Below are 15,178 nucleotides of genomic sequence, written 5' to 3'. Positions count from 1 at the left end.
CGCGGACCGGCGCCGGCCCCGGCGCCCGGTCCCGGCCCGTCACCCGTATCCGTAGCGAGAACCGAGGAGCGCAGCACGTTATGACGGTGGACGTCCCCCAGCTGGTGGCCCAGGCCCGCGAAGGCCGGCCCAGAGCGGTGGCCCGGCTGATCTCCCTGGTCGAGGGGGCGTCCCCGCAGCTGCGCGAGGTGATGGCGGCCCTGGCCCCGCTCACGGGCGGGGCGTACGTGGTGGGTCTGACGGGATCGCCGGGCGTCGGCAAGTCCACGTCCACCTCGGCGCTGGTCTCCGCGTACCGCAAGGCGGGCAAGCGGGTCGGCGTCCTCGCCGTCGACCCGTCCTCGCCCTTCTCGGGCGGGGCGCTGCTCGGCGACCGGGTGCGGATGTCGGACCACGCCTCCGACCCGGGGGTCTACATCCGCTCCATGGCCACCCGCGGGCACCTGGGCGGTCTGGCCTGGGCCGCCCCGCAGGCGATCCGCGTGCTGGACGCGGCCGGGTGCGAGGTGATCCTGGTCGAGACGGTCGGGGTGGGCCAGTCGGAGGTGGAGATCGCCTCGCAGGCCGACACCTCGGTGGTGCTGCTGGCCCCCGGGATGGGCGACGGGATCCAGGCCGCGAAGGCGGGCATCCTGGAGATCGGCGACGTGTACGTGGTGAACAAGGCGGACCGGGACGGTGCGGACGCCACCGCCCGGGAGCTGAACCACATGCTGGGCCTCGGGGAGTCCCGGGGCGCGGGCGACTGGCGCCCGCCGATCGTCAAGACGGTCGCCGCGCGCGGCCAGGGCATCGACGAGCTGGTCGAGGCGCTGGAGAAGCACCGGGCGTGGATGGACGAGCGGGGCGTACTGGCCGAGCGCCGGACGGCGCGGGCCGCGCGCGAGGTGGAGACCATCGCGGTGACCACCCTGCGGGCCCGGATGGCGGACGTGCACGGGGACGCCCACCTGGGCGCCCTGGCGGGCCGGGTCGCGGCGGGCGAGCTCGACCCGTACACGGCCGCCGACACGCTGCTGGCGACGCTGACCGAGGCCTGAGGCCGCCCGGGGCCCGGGGCCGCCCGGGGGCCCCGGGGCCTCACGGGCCCGAGCCGCCTGGAACGCCGTACGCGAGAGCCGCGCCCCGATGGACCGGGGCGCGGCTCTCGTACGTCTGTCGGGCGGACCGGTCAGGCGTTGGGACGCTTGCCGTGGTTCGCCTTCTTCTTCTTGCGGGCCCGCTTCTTGTTGCCGCGCTTCGCCATGACGCCACTCCCTCGAAGATCGGGGTAATCCGGGCGCTCGCCAGTCTAGGGTCGCCGCATCCGGACCGCATCAGAACCCGCGGGTCCGCCTCAGACCTTGCCGCGCTGGTCGCGCAGGTGTGTGGCCACGGGCTCCAGCGAAGCCCGCAGCGCCGCCAGGGCCTCCGGCGGCAGCAGGTCGATGAAGTGCCGGCGGACGGACGCCACGTGGTGCGGGGCGACCTTCCGCATGAGCTCCATGCCCTCGTCGGTCAGTACGGCGTACAGGCCCCGGCGGTCGGACTCGCAGTTCACCCGGACGACCAGGCCGGCCGTCTCCATCCGGGTGATCTGGTGGGACAGCCGGCTCTTGGACTGGAGCGTCGACGTCGCGAGGTCGCTCATCCGCATCCGGTGGTCCGGCGACTCCGAGAGGTTCACGAGGATCTCGTAGTCGTTGTTGGTGAGTCCGAAGGGCTGGAGATCCTTTTCCAGCTGGTGCATCAGCAGTCTGCTGACGTCCAGGTGGGTGCGCCAGGCGCACTGCTCGGCGTCGGTCAGCCAGCGCGTGGGCGTCTCGGTCTCCATGGTCTCCATGAATGAACTCTACCTAAGAAGTTGAATGACGTACAAAGCAGGAAAGCTGAAGATCACAGCCCGAGGCGCCGCTGGATGTCACCCAGCTGCCCCGGCATCCGCGGCACGCCGAGCTGGCCCAGCGGGCCCTGGCCGCCGCCGTGACCGGCCCCGGGCACGCCCGCCGACTCCGCGCCGGCCCCGACCGCCCCGACCGACTGCTCCGCCATCAGCATCTCCGACGACTGGAGCAGCACCGTCCCGGCGCCGACGAACTCGAACTGGTGCTCCTCGCCCGAGGTGCCGCCGAGGCCGGTCAGCGAACGCAACCCGCCGATGACGCCCGACATGTACCCGTGATCGTAGTGGTGGCAGGGGGAGGGGCAGTCCGCCCAGCCCACCAGCGCCTGCGGGTCCACCCTCAGCGGGGGCTCCGTGAACACCACCGGACCGTTCGACGCCGCCACGAACTTCCCCGTCCCGATCAGCGTCAGGAAGCCCGGCACGATCGACTGCTTCAGCGCGAGCGAGGGCTGGTACGCCAGCAGGTTCCCCGACCGGATCGTCAGGTTCCCGTCGTCCAGGTCGTAGGAGTTCACGTCGAAGGCCCGGTCGGCGAGCAGCATCTTGCCCTGCCCCTCGGCCACCACCCAGTCACTGGCGTGCAGCGGCGAATGGAAACTGGTGCGCAGCAGCCGGTCGAAGCGCCCGTTGCCGATGCCGTTGAACTCGATGCGCCCGTAGTAGGCGATCATCTTGCCCTTCTGCAGGAACCACTGGCTGCCCTTGAGCTCCACGCAGAAGGTGTACGCGTTCACGTTGTCGTCGGAGGGCAGGGTGTACGGGTCGAAGACCGCAGGGCCGCCCGGGCCACCGGTCACGGGACCAAAGTTCACAGCTTCTCCTCCGACGCCTGTACGTACACCGCGCCCTGGCCCGACAGCTCCAGCTGGAACGCCTCGCCCGAACCGCGCCCGACCATGTCCCGCCAGCCCAGGGCCGTGGAGAGCTTGTTCCTGACCTCCCCGTGGTGGGCCACGTACGCCTGCGGGTCGACGTGGACGGGCCGGTTCGGGGTGATGGGCAGCTCGATGACCCCGCCGTGGGCCATGACGGCGACCGAGCCGTGGCCCTTGAGGGTCGTGGTGAACAGCCCCTGGCCCGTCACCTGGCCGCGCACCATGCCCATGACACCGCCCTGCGAGCCCATGAACATCGTGCCCTGCTGCAGGGTGCCGTCGAAGGCCAGCAGCCGGTCGGCCTCGACGTAGAGGGTCTCGCCGGTCAGGTGGATCACCTGGATGTGGTGGCCGCCGTGGCCGAACATCACGGTGCCGCTGCCCTCGACGGTCATCAGCGGGGTCTGCTCGTTCGCCACCCGGCGTCCGATCATGCCCATCACCCCGCCCTGGCCGCCGGTCAGGCTCGGGGTGAAGGAGACCTCGCCGCGGTACGCGAGCATCGCGCCGCGCTGGCTGTACATCTTCTGCCCCGGGACCACCTGGGCCTCGACCATCTTCGAGTTGATCTCGCGGAACGGCATCAGATGTCGCCCCCGATGGTGTTGCGCTCGCTGGGCTGCACGTACACCAGGCCCTCGCCCTCGAAGCGGATCTGGAACGCCTCGCCGGAGCCCTCGCCGATCAGGGTGCGGAAGGTGACCCCGGACTGGAAGGACTGCCGGAGGTCGCCGGTGTGCGCGATGTACGCCCCCGGGTCTACGGAGAGCGGGTACTGGGCGCTGACCCGCAGCACCACCGCCGGGCCGTCGGACATGATCGCCGCCTGGCCGCTGCCCTCGACGGTGGTGGTGAACAGGCCGTTGCCCGTGGCCCCGCCGCGCAGGCCGGTGAAGGTGGTGCCGGTGCGCAGGCCGGCGTCGGTGCACAGGAGGTTGCTGGACTCGACGTACAGCTTCTCCCCGCGCAGGTTGACGAGGTTGATCTCGCTCGCGCGGTCGGCGAAGAAGCAGGTGCCGTGCCCCTGCACCTCCATCACCGTCATCTGTTCACCCGTCAGCCGTCGGGTCACCATGCCGCGCAGGCCTTCGCCGCCGCCGGTCATCTTCTTGAAGGCCATCTGGCCGTCGTACGCGACCATGGAGCCGTTCTTCGCTTTCACGGCATCCCCGGTCAGGTCGACGGCGAGCACCTTGCTGCCTTGGAGTCGGAACTGAGCCACGGGATGACGTTATCGGCAGCGGACGACGGCCGACAGGGCGCGGTGGCCGATACGCGCTGCCCGGGAGCGCCGGTGCGCACCCCAGGTCAAGATCGAGCGGGGTGGCTGAGACACTGGGACGGACCCCCGCCGCCCCACGCAAAGGTTCCGTACGTGGACATCAAGACCGCTTCCGCCCTGCACCGGCTGCGCCTCGTCTCCGTCCCGGAGGCGCTGTCCTTCCCGGCCCTGCTGATCTTCGGCTCGCTGCTCAGCCGCATCTCGGACATCGACTACCTCATGATGCCGCTGGGCGGCCTGCACGGGATCCTGTTCCTCGTCTACGTGGTCTTCCTGCTGGACGTCTGGAACAAGGCGAAGTGGCCGGCGAAGAAGGCGGCGCTCTTCTTCCTCCTCGCGCTGCTGCCCTTCGGCGGGCTGTACGGCGACAAGCTGCTCAAGCGCGAGGAGACCGCGAGCGTCATGGCGGCCCGGGCGCGTCGTGAGGCGGCGAGCGCATGATCGTCGCGTTCTCGGTGACCCCGCTGGGGGTCGGTGAAGAGGTCGGCGAGTACGTGGCCGAAGCGGTGCGGGTCGTGCGCGAGTCGGGGCTGCCGAACCGCACGGACGCGATGTTCACCACGGTCGAGGGCGAGTGGGACGAGGTGATGGACGTCGTCCGGCGCGCGGTGGCGGCGGTCGAGGCCAGGGCTCCCCGGGTCTCGTTCATCCTGAAGGCCGACATCCGTCCCGGGGTGACGGACGCCCTGACCTCCAAGGTGGCCACGGTGGAACGCCACCTGGCGGCCCCGCAGTCCGGCGCGTAACCCCTTCGGGGGTCACCCGGACGGCCCCGGCCCGCTGCGGGGGCACGGCTCCTCAGGGCGAGGGCGCCGTGCCCGTCGTCAGCGCGATGCCGAGCGGGGTGCGCTCGTAGAGCACCTGGTGGCCGTGGCGGGCCGACACCAGCAGGCCCGCCCCGTGCAGGGCCTTCAGATGGGCGGAGACCGTGGCGGGCGCCAGCCCCAGCCGGTGGGCCAGTGCCGTCGTCGAGGCCGGCTCCTGCAGGGCGCACAGCACCTCCGCCCTGGCCCGGCCCAGCAGCCGGGCCAGTGCGGCCGGGGCCGGCCCCCCGGACGCCGTCCACAAGGCCCCGATCCCGCGCGCCGGATACACCAGCGTCGGCTGCCACGGAGGGTCGTACCCGCCGACCACCTGCGGCCAGACGAACGCACTCGGCATGAGCAGCAGGCCCTGCCCGTCGAGCGAGCGGTCGTGGTGCCCCGGCCGCCGGATGGTGAGCGTGCTGCCGTGCCACCGCAGATCCGGGTGGAGGCCGTCGAACAGCGCCTCCAGCCCGCCCGCGGCCAGCCGCCGCGAGTGGAAGAGGACGTCCGCCTCCAGCAGGGCGCGCAGCCGCGGCCAGTGCGGGGCGACCAGGGCCTGCCAGGCCTGCTCGTACAGGTCCGCCAACTCACCCACGGCGCGCGCCGGATCGGCGAGCATCCGCTCCCCGAGCGCGCTCTGCGCGGCGCCCGGGGTGCAGACCAGGGCCCGGCGCAGGTCCTCGCGCACCGCGTCCGGGAAAGCGGCCGCGGCCCGCACCCGCGCCAGCTCCTCCTCGACGGTGACGCAGGGTCCGTCCGGGGGCGGGCTCAGGAAGTCCGGATGGTGGCCGGTGCGCGGCATCAGCAGCCACAGCGGACGCAGGTCCAGCCCCTCGGCCGCCGCCCTGATCCGCCGCAGCCAGGGCCGGTGGTAGACGTGCCGGGCCGGGCGCAGCAGGGTCCGCACGGCCTCCTCCGTCTCCCAGCGCGGCGAGACGGCGAACCGGCAGCGCAGCAGGTCCTCCGCCCCGAAGCGGAAGTGGAACCCCATGCGGCCGTGCACCCCCTTTCCCGGCCCTCCCCGCACCCCGGTGATTCGGGCTCCGGCGAATCTTTACCGGCGCCGCGCGCGACCCGCCAGGGTGACGGGCATGGTCATCGTCCACGACGCCGCGGCCGGGCCGGCCCGCGGCTACCGCTCCGTCTTCCGGGTCCGGGAGTTCCGGCCCGTCTTCGCCGCCCACCCGCTGTCCGTCCTCGGCGCCGTCGTCGCCGAGATCTCCCTGACCGTCCTCGTCTTCCGCGCCACCGGCTCGCCCCTGATGAGCGCGCTCACCTTCGCGCTCGGCTTCCTCCCGTACGCCCTCGGCGGGACCCTCCTCGCCGGGATCGCCGACCGCCGCCCCGCCCGCCGGGTCCTCGTCGCCTGCGACCTGCTGTGCGCCGCCTGCGCGGCCGTGATGGTCCTGCCCGCCACCCCCGTCGCGGGGCTCCTCGCGCTGCGGTGCGCCATGGCCTTCGTCGCACCGCTGTTCCAGGGCACGCGCGCCGCCGCCTTGGCCGACGTCCTCGGCCCCGGCGAGGCCTTCGTCCTCGGGCGCTCGCTGATGCGCATGGTGGCCCAGAGCGCCCAGCTGATCGGCTTCGGCCTCGGCGGTCTGCTCCTCACCGTCCTCGCGCCGCGCGCCGCGATCGGGCTGACCGCCGCCGGGTTCCTCGGCTCGGCCCTGCTGCTGCGCTTCGGGACCCGGGCCCGGCCCGCGCGGGCCGCCGCCGCGCGGACCCCGCCGCTCGCGGGGCTGCGCGCCGTCCTCGCCGGGCGCCGGCTGCGGGTGCTCACGCTGCTGTGCTGGCTGCCGCCCGTGTTCTTCATCGCGCCGGAGGCCCTGCTCGCCCCGTACGCCGACGGCATCGGCGCGGGTACCGCCGCCCTCGGGGTGATGATGTGCGCCCTGCCCGTCGGCACCATCGCGGGTGAACTGTGGGCCGGGTCGAGGCTGGGCCCGCGGGCCCGTTCCCGGCTGGTGGCCCCGCTCGCGACCGTCGCGATGCTGCCCCTGCTGGCGTTCGCCGTCCGGCCCCCGGTGCCGGTCGTCCTGGCCGCACTGCTGCTCACCGGGCTGGCGCACGCGTACGGCATCGGGCTCGACCAGTGGTACGTGGACGCCGTCCCGGAGGCGCTGCGCGGCCGGGCCATGACCCTGCTGAGCACCGGCCTGATGACCTTCCAGGGAGCGGGCATGGCCCTGGCCGGGCTCGCCGCCGAGTTCGCCCCGGTCCACGCGGTCGTCACCGCCTCCGCGGTCCTCGGCACGGCGGTGGTGGTCCTGCTCCTCGCCGCCCTGCGCTCCGCGGGCCGCGGGGAGCAGGGACCGAGGAATGAGACGGACCCCGCGGCCAAATGACCGCCCGGTAGGGTCGGAAGCGTGTCCAAGCCGCTCAGCCTGTCCTTCGACCCCATCGCCCGCGCCGACGAGCTATGGCAGCGGCGCTGGGGGCCGGTGCCCTCGATGGCCGCCATCACCTCGATCATGCGGGCGCACCAGATCCTGCTCGGCGAGGTCGACGCGGTGGTCAAGCCGTACGGGCTGACCTTCGCCCGGTACGAGGCGCTCGTGCTGCTCACCTTCTCCAAGGCCGGCGAGCTGCCGATGTCGAAGATCGGCGAGCGGCTCATGGTCCACCCGACGTCGGTGACGAACACGGTGGACCGGCTGGCCAAGGCCGGGCTGGTGGCCAAGCGGCCGAACCCGAACGACGGGCGCGGCACGCTCGCGTCCATCACGGACAAGGGCCGCGAGGTCGTCGAGGCGGCGACCAAGGACCTGATGGAGATCGACTTCGGCCTGGGTGCGTACGACGCCGAGGAATGCCAGGAGATCTTCGCGCTCCTGCGCCCCCTCCGGGTCGCCGCCGCGGACTTCGAGGAGCAGTAGCCGACGTCACGCTGCCCCCGTCGGGATCGCGCAAAAACGGACGGTTAGGCTCAGTGCCATGAAGAAGAGCGTGCTGACCCGCTACCGGGTGATGGCCTTTGCCACTGCAGTGATGCTGCTGGTGCTGTGCACCTGCATGGTTTTCAAGTACGGCTTCGACCAGGGCGCCGGCCTCACCCTCGTGGTCTCCCAGGTGCACGGCGTCCTGTTCATGATCTACCTGGTCTTCGCCTTCGACCTGAGCTCCAAGGCGAAGTGGCCCTTCGGCAAGATGCTGTGGGTCATGCTCAGCGGCACCGTCCCGCTGGCCGCCTTCTTCGTCGAGCGCCAGGTCCGCGCCGAGGTCGAGCCGCTGGTCGTCGGCGCCCCGGCCGCCGCGAGCGCCGGCGTCTGACACTCCACCGGAGCCCCCGGGGAAGACTCCCCGGGGTTTCCCATCGACATTTACTAGGACGTCCTAGTAAATTCGTGGGTATGGACGCTGACGCCATCGAGGAGGGCCGCCGCCGCTGGCAGGCCCGTTACGACAAAGCCCGCAAGCGCGAGGCCGACTTCACCACGCTCTCCGGCGATGCCGTCGATCCGGTCTACGGGCCCCGGCCCGGCGACGCGTACGAGGGGTTCGAGCGCATCGGCTGGCCGGGGGAGTACCCGTACACCCGCGGCCTGCACGCCACCGGCTACCGGGGGCGCACCTGGACCATCCGGCAGTTCGCCGGCTTCGGGAACGCCGAGCAGACCAACGAGCGCTACAAGATGATCCTGGCCGCCGGCGGCGGCGGGCTCTCGGTGGCCTTCGACATGCCGACCCTCATGGGGCGCGACTCCGACGACCCCCGCTCCCTCGGCGAGGTCGGCCACTGCGGGGTCGCCATAGACTCCGCCGCCGACATGGAGGTCCTGTTCAAGGACATCCCGCTCGGTGACGTGACCACCTCGATGACCATCTCGGGCCCCGCCGTCCCCGCCTTCTGCATGTACCTGGTCGCCGCCGAGCGCCAGGGCGTGGACCCGGCGGTGCTCAACGGCACGCTCCAGACGGACATCTTCAAGGAGTACATCGCCCAGAAGGAGTGGCTCTTCGAACCGGAGCCGCACCTGCGCCTCATCGGCGACCTCATGGAGTACTGCGCCACCGGCATCCCGGCGTACAAGCCGCTGTCGGTCTCCGGCTACCACATCCGCGAGGCCGGGGCGACGGCCGCTCAGGAGCTGGCGTACACCCTCGCCGACGGGTTCGGGTACGTGGAGCTCGGCCTCTCCCGCGGGATGGACGTCGACGTCTTCGCGCCCGGTCTGTCCTTCTTCTTCGACGCGCACCTGGACTTCTTCGAGGAGATCGCCAAGTTCCGCGCCGCGCGCCGGATCTGGGCGCGCTGGATGAAGGAGGTGTACGGGGCCAAGAGCGAGAAGTCGATGTGGCTGCGCTTCCACACGCAGACCGCCGGCGTCTCGCTGACGGCGCAGCAGCCGTACAACAACGTGGTGCGCACCGCCGTCGAGGCCCTCGCGGCCGTCCTCGGCGGGACGAACTCGCTGCACACCAACGCCCTCGACGAGACCCTCGCGCTGCCGAGCGAGCAGGCGGCCGAGATCGCGCTGCGCACGCAGCAGGTGCTGATGGAGGAGACCGGGGTGGCCAACGTGGCCGACCCCCTGGGCGGTTCCTGGTACGTGGAGCAGCTCACCGACCGCATCGAGGCCGACGCCGAGAAGATCTTCGAGCAGATCAAGGAGCGGGGCCTGCGCGCCCACCCGGACGGGCAGCACCCGATCGGGCCGATCACCTCGGGCATCCTGCGCGGCATCGAGGACGGCTGGTTCACCGGCGAGATCGCCGAGTCGGCCTTCGCCTACCAGCGGGCGCTGGAGAAGGGCGACAAGCGGGTCGTCGGCGTCAACGTCCACCACGGCTCGGTCACCGGCGACCTGGAGATCCTGCGCGTCAGCCACGAGGTCGAGCGCGTACAGGTGCGCGAGCTGGCGGAGCGCAAGGCGCGGCGTGACGACGCGAAGGTGTCGGCCTCGCTCAAGGCCATGCTGGACGCCGCCCGCGACGGGTCGAACATGATTCCGGCCATGCTGGACGCGGTCCGGGCGGAGGCCACGCTCGGCGAGATCTGCAATGCGCTCCGGGACGAGTGGGGCACGTACACCGAGCCCCCCGGCTTCTAGTCCCTGCCGTCCGGCGCGTCCAAGGCCGGTCGCGGTCCGCCCCGGAGGGGGTGGCCGTCGACCGGCCTCGGTGCGTCCGGGCTTCGACCGCGGCGCGACGTCGACCGCGGCGCGGTTTCAGGCCGCATCGGGGCTTCAGGCCGCGTCGGGACCGCGCAGGCCGTGCATCAGCAGGGAGGTGAAGGTGGCCACCCACAGTCCGTCCACCGGCTCCGAGCTGACCAGCGCCCGGTGCACCACCGTCCCCGCGATCACGTCGAAGATCAGGTCGGTGGTGCGGCACGCGATCGTCTCGTCCTCCTCGTACGGGAGTTCGCCCCGGGCCTGTGCCCGCTCGCGCCCCAGTACGACGAGACGTTTCTGCCGGTCCACGATGGCCGACCGGATCCGGTCCCGGAGTGCTTCGTCGCGGGTGGATTCGGCCACGACCGCCATCAGCGCCGTACGGGCCTCCGGCCGGCGCAGGAGCTCCGCGAACTGCAGGACCACGTGCTCGACGTCGGCTTCGAGCGAACCCCGGTCGGGGAGTTCGAGGGAGTCGAAGAGCTCCGCGACCGCGTCCACGACCAGCTCGTTCTTGCCGGCCCACCGCCGGTACAGGGTCGTCTTGGCGACCCCGGCGCGGGCCGAGACGTCGCCCATGGTCAACTTCGACCAGCCCAGCTCGACCAGCGCGTCCCGCGTCGCGGCGAGGATCGCCGCGTCCGCGGCGGCACTGCGGGGACGGCCGGTGCGGCCGGTCGGGGAGCTGGGGCTGCGCATGGCCGAGACCATACCCGCCGGTAGCCGAAATGCCCGCTGTGCTTCAGATCACGGGGCGCGCGCCGCCGCGGGGAGTTACGCTACGGCTCGTAGCGTAAGAGCGACAACCACGCGAAGAGCTACCGGCGCCAGGTGGGGACCCGGCGCCACAGGGGAAATGGGCCGATCCTTTTCGTCGGCGCGCGCACACGGGGGAGGATGTACGCATGCAGCCCAGAAACATGTCCATGAGCGGCGTCGTCGACCTCGCCGCGGTGAAGGCGGCCGGCGAGGCCAAGGCGAAGGCCGAGCAGGCGCGCGCCGAAGCGGCGCGGCAGGCCTCCCAGGGCGGCGCTCCCGCATCCGCGGGCGCCGTGCCCCCGTCCGCGCTCGTGATCGACGTAGACGAGGCCGGCTTTGAACGCGACGTCATCCAGCTGTCCGCCGAGGTCCCGGTCGTCCTGGACTTCTGGGCCGAGTGGTGCCAGCCGTGCAAGCAGCTCAGCCCGCTCCTGGAGCGGCTGACCGTCGAGGCGAACGGCCGCCTCGTCCTGGCCAAGGTCGACGTCGACGCCAACCAGATGCTGATGCAGCAGTTCGGCATCCAGGGCATTCCGGCCGTCTTCGCCGTGGTCGCGGGGCAGGTGCTCCCGCTGTTCCAGGGCGTGGCTCCCGAGCAGGAGATCCGCGCGACCCTCGCCCAGCTGGTCCAGGTCGCCGAGGACCGCTTCGGCATCATCGGCCTCGCGGTCGACCCGGACGCCGCGCCCGGCGGCGCGGGCGGCGCCGCCGCCGAGACCGCCGTCCCGGCCGGCCCGTACGACGCGCTGCTGGAGGCGGCCGTCGTGGCGCTGGACGCCGGTGACCTGGGCGGCGCGGTGCAGGCGTACAAGAACGTCCTCGCCGACGACCCGGCGAACACCGAGGCGAAGCTCGGGCTCGCGCAGGCCGAGCTGCTCGCCCGGGTGAAGGACATGAACCCGCAGGCGGTGCGCACCGCGGCCGCCGAGAACCCGAAGGACCCGGCGGCCCAGATCGCCGCGGCGGACCTGGATCTCGTCGGCGGGCACGTCGAGGACGCCTTCGGGCGCCTGGTCGACACGGTCCGCGTCACGGCGGGCGCCGACCGGGACGCGGTCCGGGTGCGGCTGCTGGAGCTGTTCGAGGTCATCGGCGCCGACGATCCCCGGGTGGCGGCGGCGCGCACGGCCCTCGCGCGGGTGCTCTTCTAGGGCGCCGCCGGAGCCGTCCCGGAGCGCCGCCGCAGGAGCGGCGATTTGTTGACACGGAGATAAACAGCGGCCGCACTTTGCCAAAACTTGGCAATTGCGGCTGCTGTTACTCGCAGTAAACGGAACCCTGTGAACTGTCCGGTGTGTTCCTGAATCGCCCGCTCTGTCGTGGCCCCGGGTGACACCCTGTGTCGCCGCCCGACGGCGGCGGGTCGCACCCCGGTTATCTTGCCGTTACCCGCCAGTAACGACCCCCCTTGTGCCCCGGCCTGGAATGGACCACGATCGGCGACGCTCGGTCCTTCCCGCAGAGCCGCTCGTCCGGAGCCGCGGTGGAGGGTCCCCACCGGGCCGGCCGGTGACAGTGGCACCGGCTGCGGGACAGGGGGGTCTTCGCCGCACCGGCGGAGCCTGTCCTCCTGGTTGCGCGAACGCGTGACCCAGTGGTTGTCGCTCGGGGGTGAACGCTGGTGTATCGGACGCGGCTCGGCCGCGGCTGGGCCGCCTGCGCTCCTTCCCGAGGACGTAGCACTTCTCCCATCCCAGGACGGGCACGGCCCGGACCGGAGATGTACGTCCGAGAAGGAGGAACGAAATGAGTTCTCAGGTTCGTGGCGGGACCAGATGGAAGCGCTTCGCGCTCGTCATGGTGCCGAGCATCGCGGCCACCGCCGCGGTCGGTGTGGGTCTGGCGCAGGGTGCCCTCGCGGCGTCCTTCAGCGTCTCCGGTCAGGACTTCAAGGTCTCGGCCGACAAGCTCGACGGTGACAACCTCATCCAGTACGGCGGCATTGCCGAGGGTCACGACCTCAAGGGCAACGCGGCGCACCACCCGGTCACCATCTCCGGGTTCAGCCACGCCGAGATCACCAACATGTGCCAGTCGCTGGTGACGCCGACGCCGCTCGGCAACATCACGCTGCAGCTGCGCACGGGCCACAAGGGCAAGCCGGCCGTCGCCGACAACATCTACCTGGATGTTGCGGAGCTCGACACCGACGCCGAGTTCAAGAACCTCGACATCGGTGTCGCCGTGGGCGACGCGAGCCACAAGACCAAGCCGCAGGCCGGTACGGTCGCGAGCCCCTACGCGTTCTCGCAGCGCGCCGACAAGGCGACCCTGACGAACGTGCGCCAGAAGGCGTGGGCGACGACGGCGGGCACCTTCAAGCTGCCCGACCTCAAGCTGCGCCTCATGGGTGGCGACCAGCCGTGCTACCAGGACGAGAAGTAATCCGTCCCGGAGTGTGACCGGAAGGGCGGTCGGTTCCGGCGGCGGCACAATGCCGCTGCCGAGGCCGTCCGCCCGACCGGGCTCCACAGAGTTCTCCGTACCACCGTTTCCAGGGAGCTGTAGTCCATGAACCCCCAGGCCCCGGTCTACGTTCGCCGCTCGGATGACGCTTGGCTCACCGTGGTGTATTACCACTTCTACGCCTGGCGCGGTCGCCGTCCCTTCTGGGCCGGGCTGTTCACGCTCTTCAGTGGCTTCCCTATCGCGTACTTCCCGTACGCGGACCTCCGGCTGGGCAATGTCACCCTCGCGATGGCGACGACGGCCGGCTCCGGCTCGCTGATCATCGGCATCCTGCTCATCACCCTGGGGCTGGCTCTCTGGTTCCAGCAGGGAATCCGGGTCTTCGCCGGTGTCGCCTCGATCCTGCTGGCCCTGGTGTCGCTGCCGGTGTCCAACCTCGGCGGCTTCTTCATCGGCTTCACCTGCGCCATGATCGGCGGCGGCCTCGCCCTGGCGTGGGCCCCCGGCACCCCGGCGGACGAGACGGACCCCGCGGCCGACGACCTCGGCAGGGCAGAGGCGATGGCGGGCGGCCCCCAGGGCATCCCGGCGCCCCGCGGAACGGAAACGGCATACGCGAGCGAGACGACTGCCCACGCCGATGGCGGGAGGAACAGTGCGGGGTGACGAGACGCAGCCGGGCGTGGCCCCGAGCGCGGAGTCCCGTGAAAGAAGGGGTCCGCGGCACGCCGCGCCCCGGAAGTCGCTGCTGAACAAGATCCAGATACCCGTCGGCAAGACGATGGCGCTGGCGGCCATGCCGACCGCGGTCTTCGTCGGGATGGGCATGGCGCCGAAGCTGGCCCTGGCCGACGACCAGGAGATCCCCTTCGCGCCCGGGCCCTGCGTGACCCGGTCCGACAGTCCCGCGGAGTCGGCCTCCCCGAGCCCCTCGAAGACGCCCTCGCCGAGCTCGTCGGCCACCGCGACGCCCGCGCCCGGTGCCTCCGCCGCCCCCAAGCCCGGCGTCACCCCGCCGGCCCCGAAGCCGTCCGCCAGCACCTCGGCCGCAGCCGCCGGTGCGCAGCAGACGGCCCCCAAGGCCCCGGCCGCCGCGCCGACGCCTTCCAAGACCACGAACCCGCTGGACCCGCTGGGCGTGGGAGACGCGCTCAAGGGGCTGCTGGACCCGCTCACCAAGCCGCTCCAGCCGTCGGCCACCCCGACGCCCACCCCCACCAAGCCGTCCACGCCCACTACGGCCCCCAAGCCCTCCACGACGACGCCCGCGCCGCCGGCGAAGCCCGCCCCGGACCCGTCCGCGGACGCGATCCGCGAGGCGGCGAAGAAAGCCGGGGTCGACGTCTCCGAGCTGTCCCAGGACGTCAAGGACACCGCGACGAACCCTAAGGACGAGACGGGCGCCCCCAAGCCGGCGGAGACGAAGGACGCGAACGGGAAGGAACCCTTCCCCTGCCCGACCTACGACGCCAAGGCGCTGGCCGACGCCAAGCTGGAACCGGGCATCCCGCTCCTCCCGGACGAGCCCTGGTACCTCGACAGCTCGATGCTGACCCTCTACGGCCTGGACTACCACGGCATCGTCGAGGTGAAGACGGCGGGCGGCAAGACCAAGAAGGTCCTGAAGTTCACGGCCGACTCGCTGGACATCAAGGACCTGTACCAGACGGTCGGCAAGAGCGGGAACGTCGCCCACCTGAAGTCCCGCCCGGGTTCCACCTCCAAGATCCGCGGCGCGACGGTGACGATGTACACCGAGAGCCTCAAGGGGAACCTCTTCGGCCTCATCCCGATCGAGTTCAGCCCGAACAGCCCGCCGCCCCTGAACGTCCCGTTCGCGTTCTTCACGAACGTCAAGGTCGTCCAGGCCGGCCAGTTCGGCGGCACCCTGACCGTCCCGGGCCTCAAGAACTACATCGGCCCCCCGGAGTAGGCCCGCCCCATCCCGGCTGAGCCGGCCGTCCGCGCCCTGACGGTCGGCCGCCGCTCGGCCGCGAACCTGCTGGCCGCGACCCGCCTGCTGACCGCGCGGATGCCGGTTCCGCGGC

Annotated in this window: 17 protein-coding genes; 11 read left to right on the top strand and 6 right to left on the bottom strand. The window is 71.9% G+C overall.

All coding sequences use genetic code 11. From position 1 onward, the window contains the following. The first annotated feature begins 80 nt into the window (after positions 1-80). Positions 81-1,040: a methylmalonyl Co-A mutase-associated GTPase MeaB gene (gene meaB, locus ABZ128_RS17965; protein ID WP_356849388.1), complete on the top strand. Its 960-nt coding sequence runs from the start codon at positions 81-83 to the stop codon at positions 1,038-1,040. A 296-nt stretch (positions 1,041-1,336) separates the two neighbouring features. Here meaB and ABZ128_RS17960 read toward each other — a convergent pair whose 3' ends face one another. The 4 genes from ABZ128_RS17960 to ABZ128_RS17945 all read right to left on the bottom strand — a co-directional run bounded on the left by ABZ128_RS17960 (position 1,337) and on the right by ABZ128_RS17945 (position 3,982). After that, entirely contained in the window at positions 1,337-1,813 is a 477-nt protein-coding gene (locus tag ABZ128_RS17960) for a MarR family transcriptional regulator (protein WP_356849504.1), read from the bottom strand. A 62-nt stretch (positions 1,814-1,875) separates the two neighbouring features. After that, positions 1,876-2,697 (bottom strand): AIM24 family protein, encoded by an 822-nt coding sequence (locus ABZ128_RS17955; RefSeq protein ID WP_356849387.1) that lies wholly within the window; start codon positions 2,695-2,697, stop codon positions 1,876-1,878. Further along, on the bottom strand, positions 2,694-3,344 hold the full coding sequence (locus ABZ128_RS17950; RefSeq protein ID WP_356849386.1) for an AIM24 family protein: 651 nt from the start codon (positions 3,342-3,344) through the stop codon (positions 2,694-2,696). Before ABZ128_RS17950 ends, ABZ128_RS17955 begins: the two co-directional genes overlap by 4 nt. Continuing rightward, a complete protein-coding gene (locus ABZ128_RS17945; protein ID WP_356849385.1) occupies positions 3,344-3,982 on the bottom strand; it encodes an AIM24 family protein in 639 nt (212 codons plus the stop codon). The genes ABZ128_RS17950 and ABZ128_RS17945 overlap by 1 nt, the downstream gene beginning before the upstream one ends. 153 nt (positions 3,983-4,135) lie before the next feature. Here ABZ128_RS17945 and ABZ128_RS17940 point away from each other — a divergent pair, with 153 nt between their 5' ends. Together ABZ128_RS17940 and ABZ128_RS17935 are read left to right on the top strand one after the other, a co-directional pair. Continuing rightward, positions 4,136-4,483 (top strand): DUF3817 domain-containing protein, encoded by a 348-nt coding sequence (locus ABZ128_RS17940; protein ID WP_356849383.1) that lies wholly within the window; start codon positions 4,136-4,138, stop codon positions 4,481-4,483. Then, positions 4,480-4,788, top strand: coding sequence for an MTH1187 family thiamine-binding protein (locus tag ABZ128_RS17935; RefSeq protein WP_356849382.1), 309 nt, complete (start codon positions 4,480-4,482; stop codon positions 4,786-4,788). The genes ABZ128_RS17940 and ABZ128_RS17935 overlap by 4 nt, the downstream gene beginning before the upstream one ends. 52 nt (positions 4,789-4,840) lie before the next feature. On the opposite strand, the gene ABZ128_RS17930 is transcribed toward ABZ128_RS17935, so the two are convergent. Further along, on the bottom strand, positions 4,841-5,839 hold the full coding sequence (locus ABZ128_RS17930) for a DUF5937 family protein (RefSeq protein ID WP_356849381.1): 999 nt from the start codon (positions 5,837-5,839) through the stop codon (positions 4,841-4,843). Positions 5,840-5,939: 100 nt separating this feature from the next. On the opposite strand from ABZ128_RS17930, the gene ABZ128_RS17925 reads away from it, so the two are divergent. The 4 genes from ABZ128_RS17925 to ABZ128_RS17910 all read left to right on the top strand — a co-directional run bounded on the left by ABZ128_RS17925 (position 5,940) and on the right by ABZ128_RS17910 (position 9,899). Further along, entirely contained in the window at positions 5,940-7,193 is a 1,254-nt protein-coding gene (locus ABZ128_RS17925; RefSeq protein ID WP_356849379.1) for an MFS transporter, read from the top strand. Between the two features lie 21 nt (positions 7,194-7,214). After that, positions 7,215-7,724 carry a MarR family transcriptional regulator gene (locus ABZ128_RS17920; protein ID WP_356849378.1) on the top strand — a complete coding sequence of 170 codons (510 nt, stop codon included), beginning with the start codon at positions 7,215-7,217 and terminating at the stop codon, positions 7,722-7,724. A 58-nt stretch (positions 7,725-7,782) separates the two neighbouring features. Then, positions 7,783-8,118 (top strand): DUF3817 domain-containing protein, encoded by a 336-nt coding sequence (locus ABZ128_RS17915; RefSeq protein ID WP_356849376.1) that lies wholly within the window; start codon positions 7,783-7,785, stop codon positions 8,116-8,118. Positions 8,119-8,198: 80 nt separating this feature from the next. Then, positions 8,199-9,899: a methylmalonyl-CoA mutase family protein gene (locus ABZ128_RS17910; RefSeq protein WP_356849375.1), complete on the top strand. Its 1,701-nt coding sequence runs from the start codon at positions 8,199-8,201 to the stop codon at positions 9,897-9,899. A gap of 135 nt (positions 9,900-10,034) precedes the next feature. On the opposite strand, the gene ABZ128_RS17905 is transcribed toward ABZ128_RS17910, so the two are convergent. Further along, complete coding sequence (locus ABZ128_RS17905) at positions 10,035-10,661, bottom strand: TetR/AcrR family transcriptional regulator (RefSeq protein WP_356849374.1); 627 nt, start codon at positions 10,659-10,661, stop codon at positions 10,035-10,037. A 206-nt stretch (positions 10,662-10,867) separates the two neighbouring features. Here ABZ128_RS17905 and ABZ128_RS17900 point away from each other — a divergent pair, with 206 nt between their 5' ends. From ABZ128_RS17900 to ABZ128_RS17885, 4 genes are all read left to right on the top strand, one after another. Further along, complete coding sequence (locus ABZ128_RS17900) at positions 10,868-11,872, top strand: tetratricopeptide repeat protein (protein WP_356849372.1); 1,005 nt, start codon at positions 10,868-10,870, stop codon at positions 11,870-11,872. A gap of 595 nt (positions 11,873-12,467) precedes the next feature. After that, positions 12,468-13,106: a DUF6230 family protein gene (locus ABZ128_RS17895; protein ID WP_356849371.1), complete on the top strand. Its 639-nt coding sequence runs from the start codon at positions 12,468-12,470 to the stop codon at positions 13,104-13,106. A 126-nt stretch (positions 13,107-13,232) separates the two neighbouring features. Then, complete coding sequence (locus ABZ128_RS17890; protein WP_356849369.1) at positions 13,233-13,796, top strand: DUF6114 domain-containing protein; 564 nt, start codon at positions 13,233-13,235, stop codon at positions 13,794-13,796. After that, on the top strand, positions 13,771-15,063 hold the full coding sequence (locus ABZ128_RS17885) for a hypothetical protein (RefSeq protein ID WP_356849368.1): 1,293 nt from the start codon (positions 13,771-13,773) through the stop codon (positions 15,061-15,063). The genes ABZ128_RS17890 and ABZ128_RS17885 overlap by 26 nt, the downstream gene beginning before the upstream one ends. The last annotated feature ends 115 nt before the right edge of the window (positions 15,064-15,178 follow it).

The sequence above is a fragment of the Streptomyces sp. NPDC006326 genome, from assembly GCF_040612915.1.
Lineage (GTDB): Bacteria > Actinomycetota > Actinomycetes > Streptomycetales > Streptomycetaceae > Streptomyces.
The sequence above is the reverse complement of the archived record's forward strand: the minus strand, read 5'-3'. Positions and strand labels throughout refer to the sequence as shown.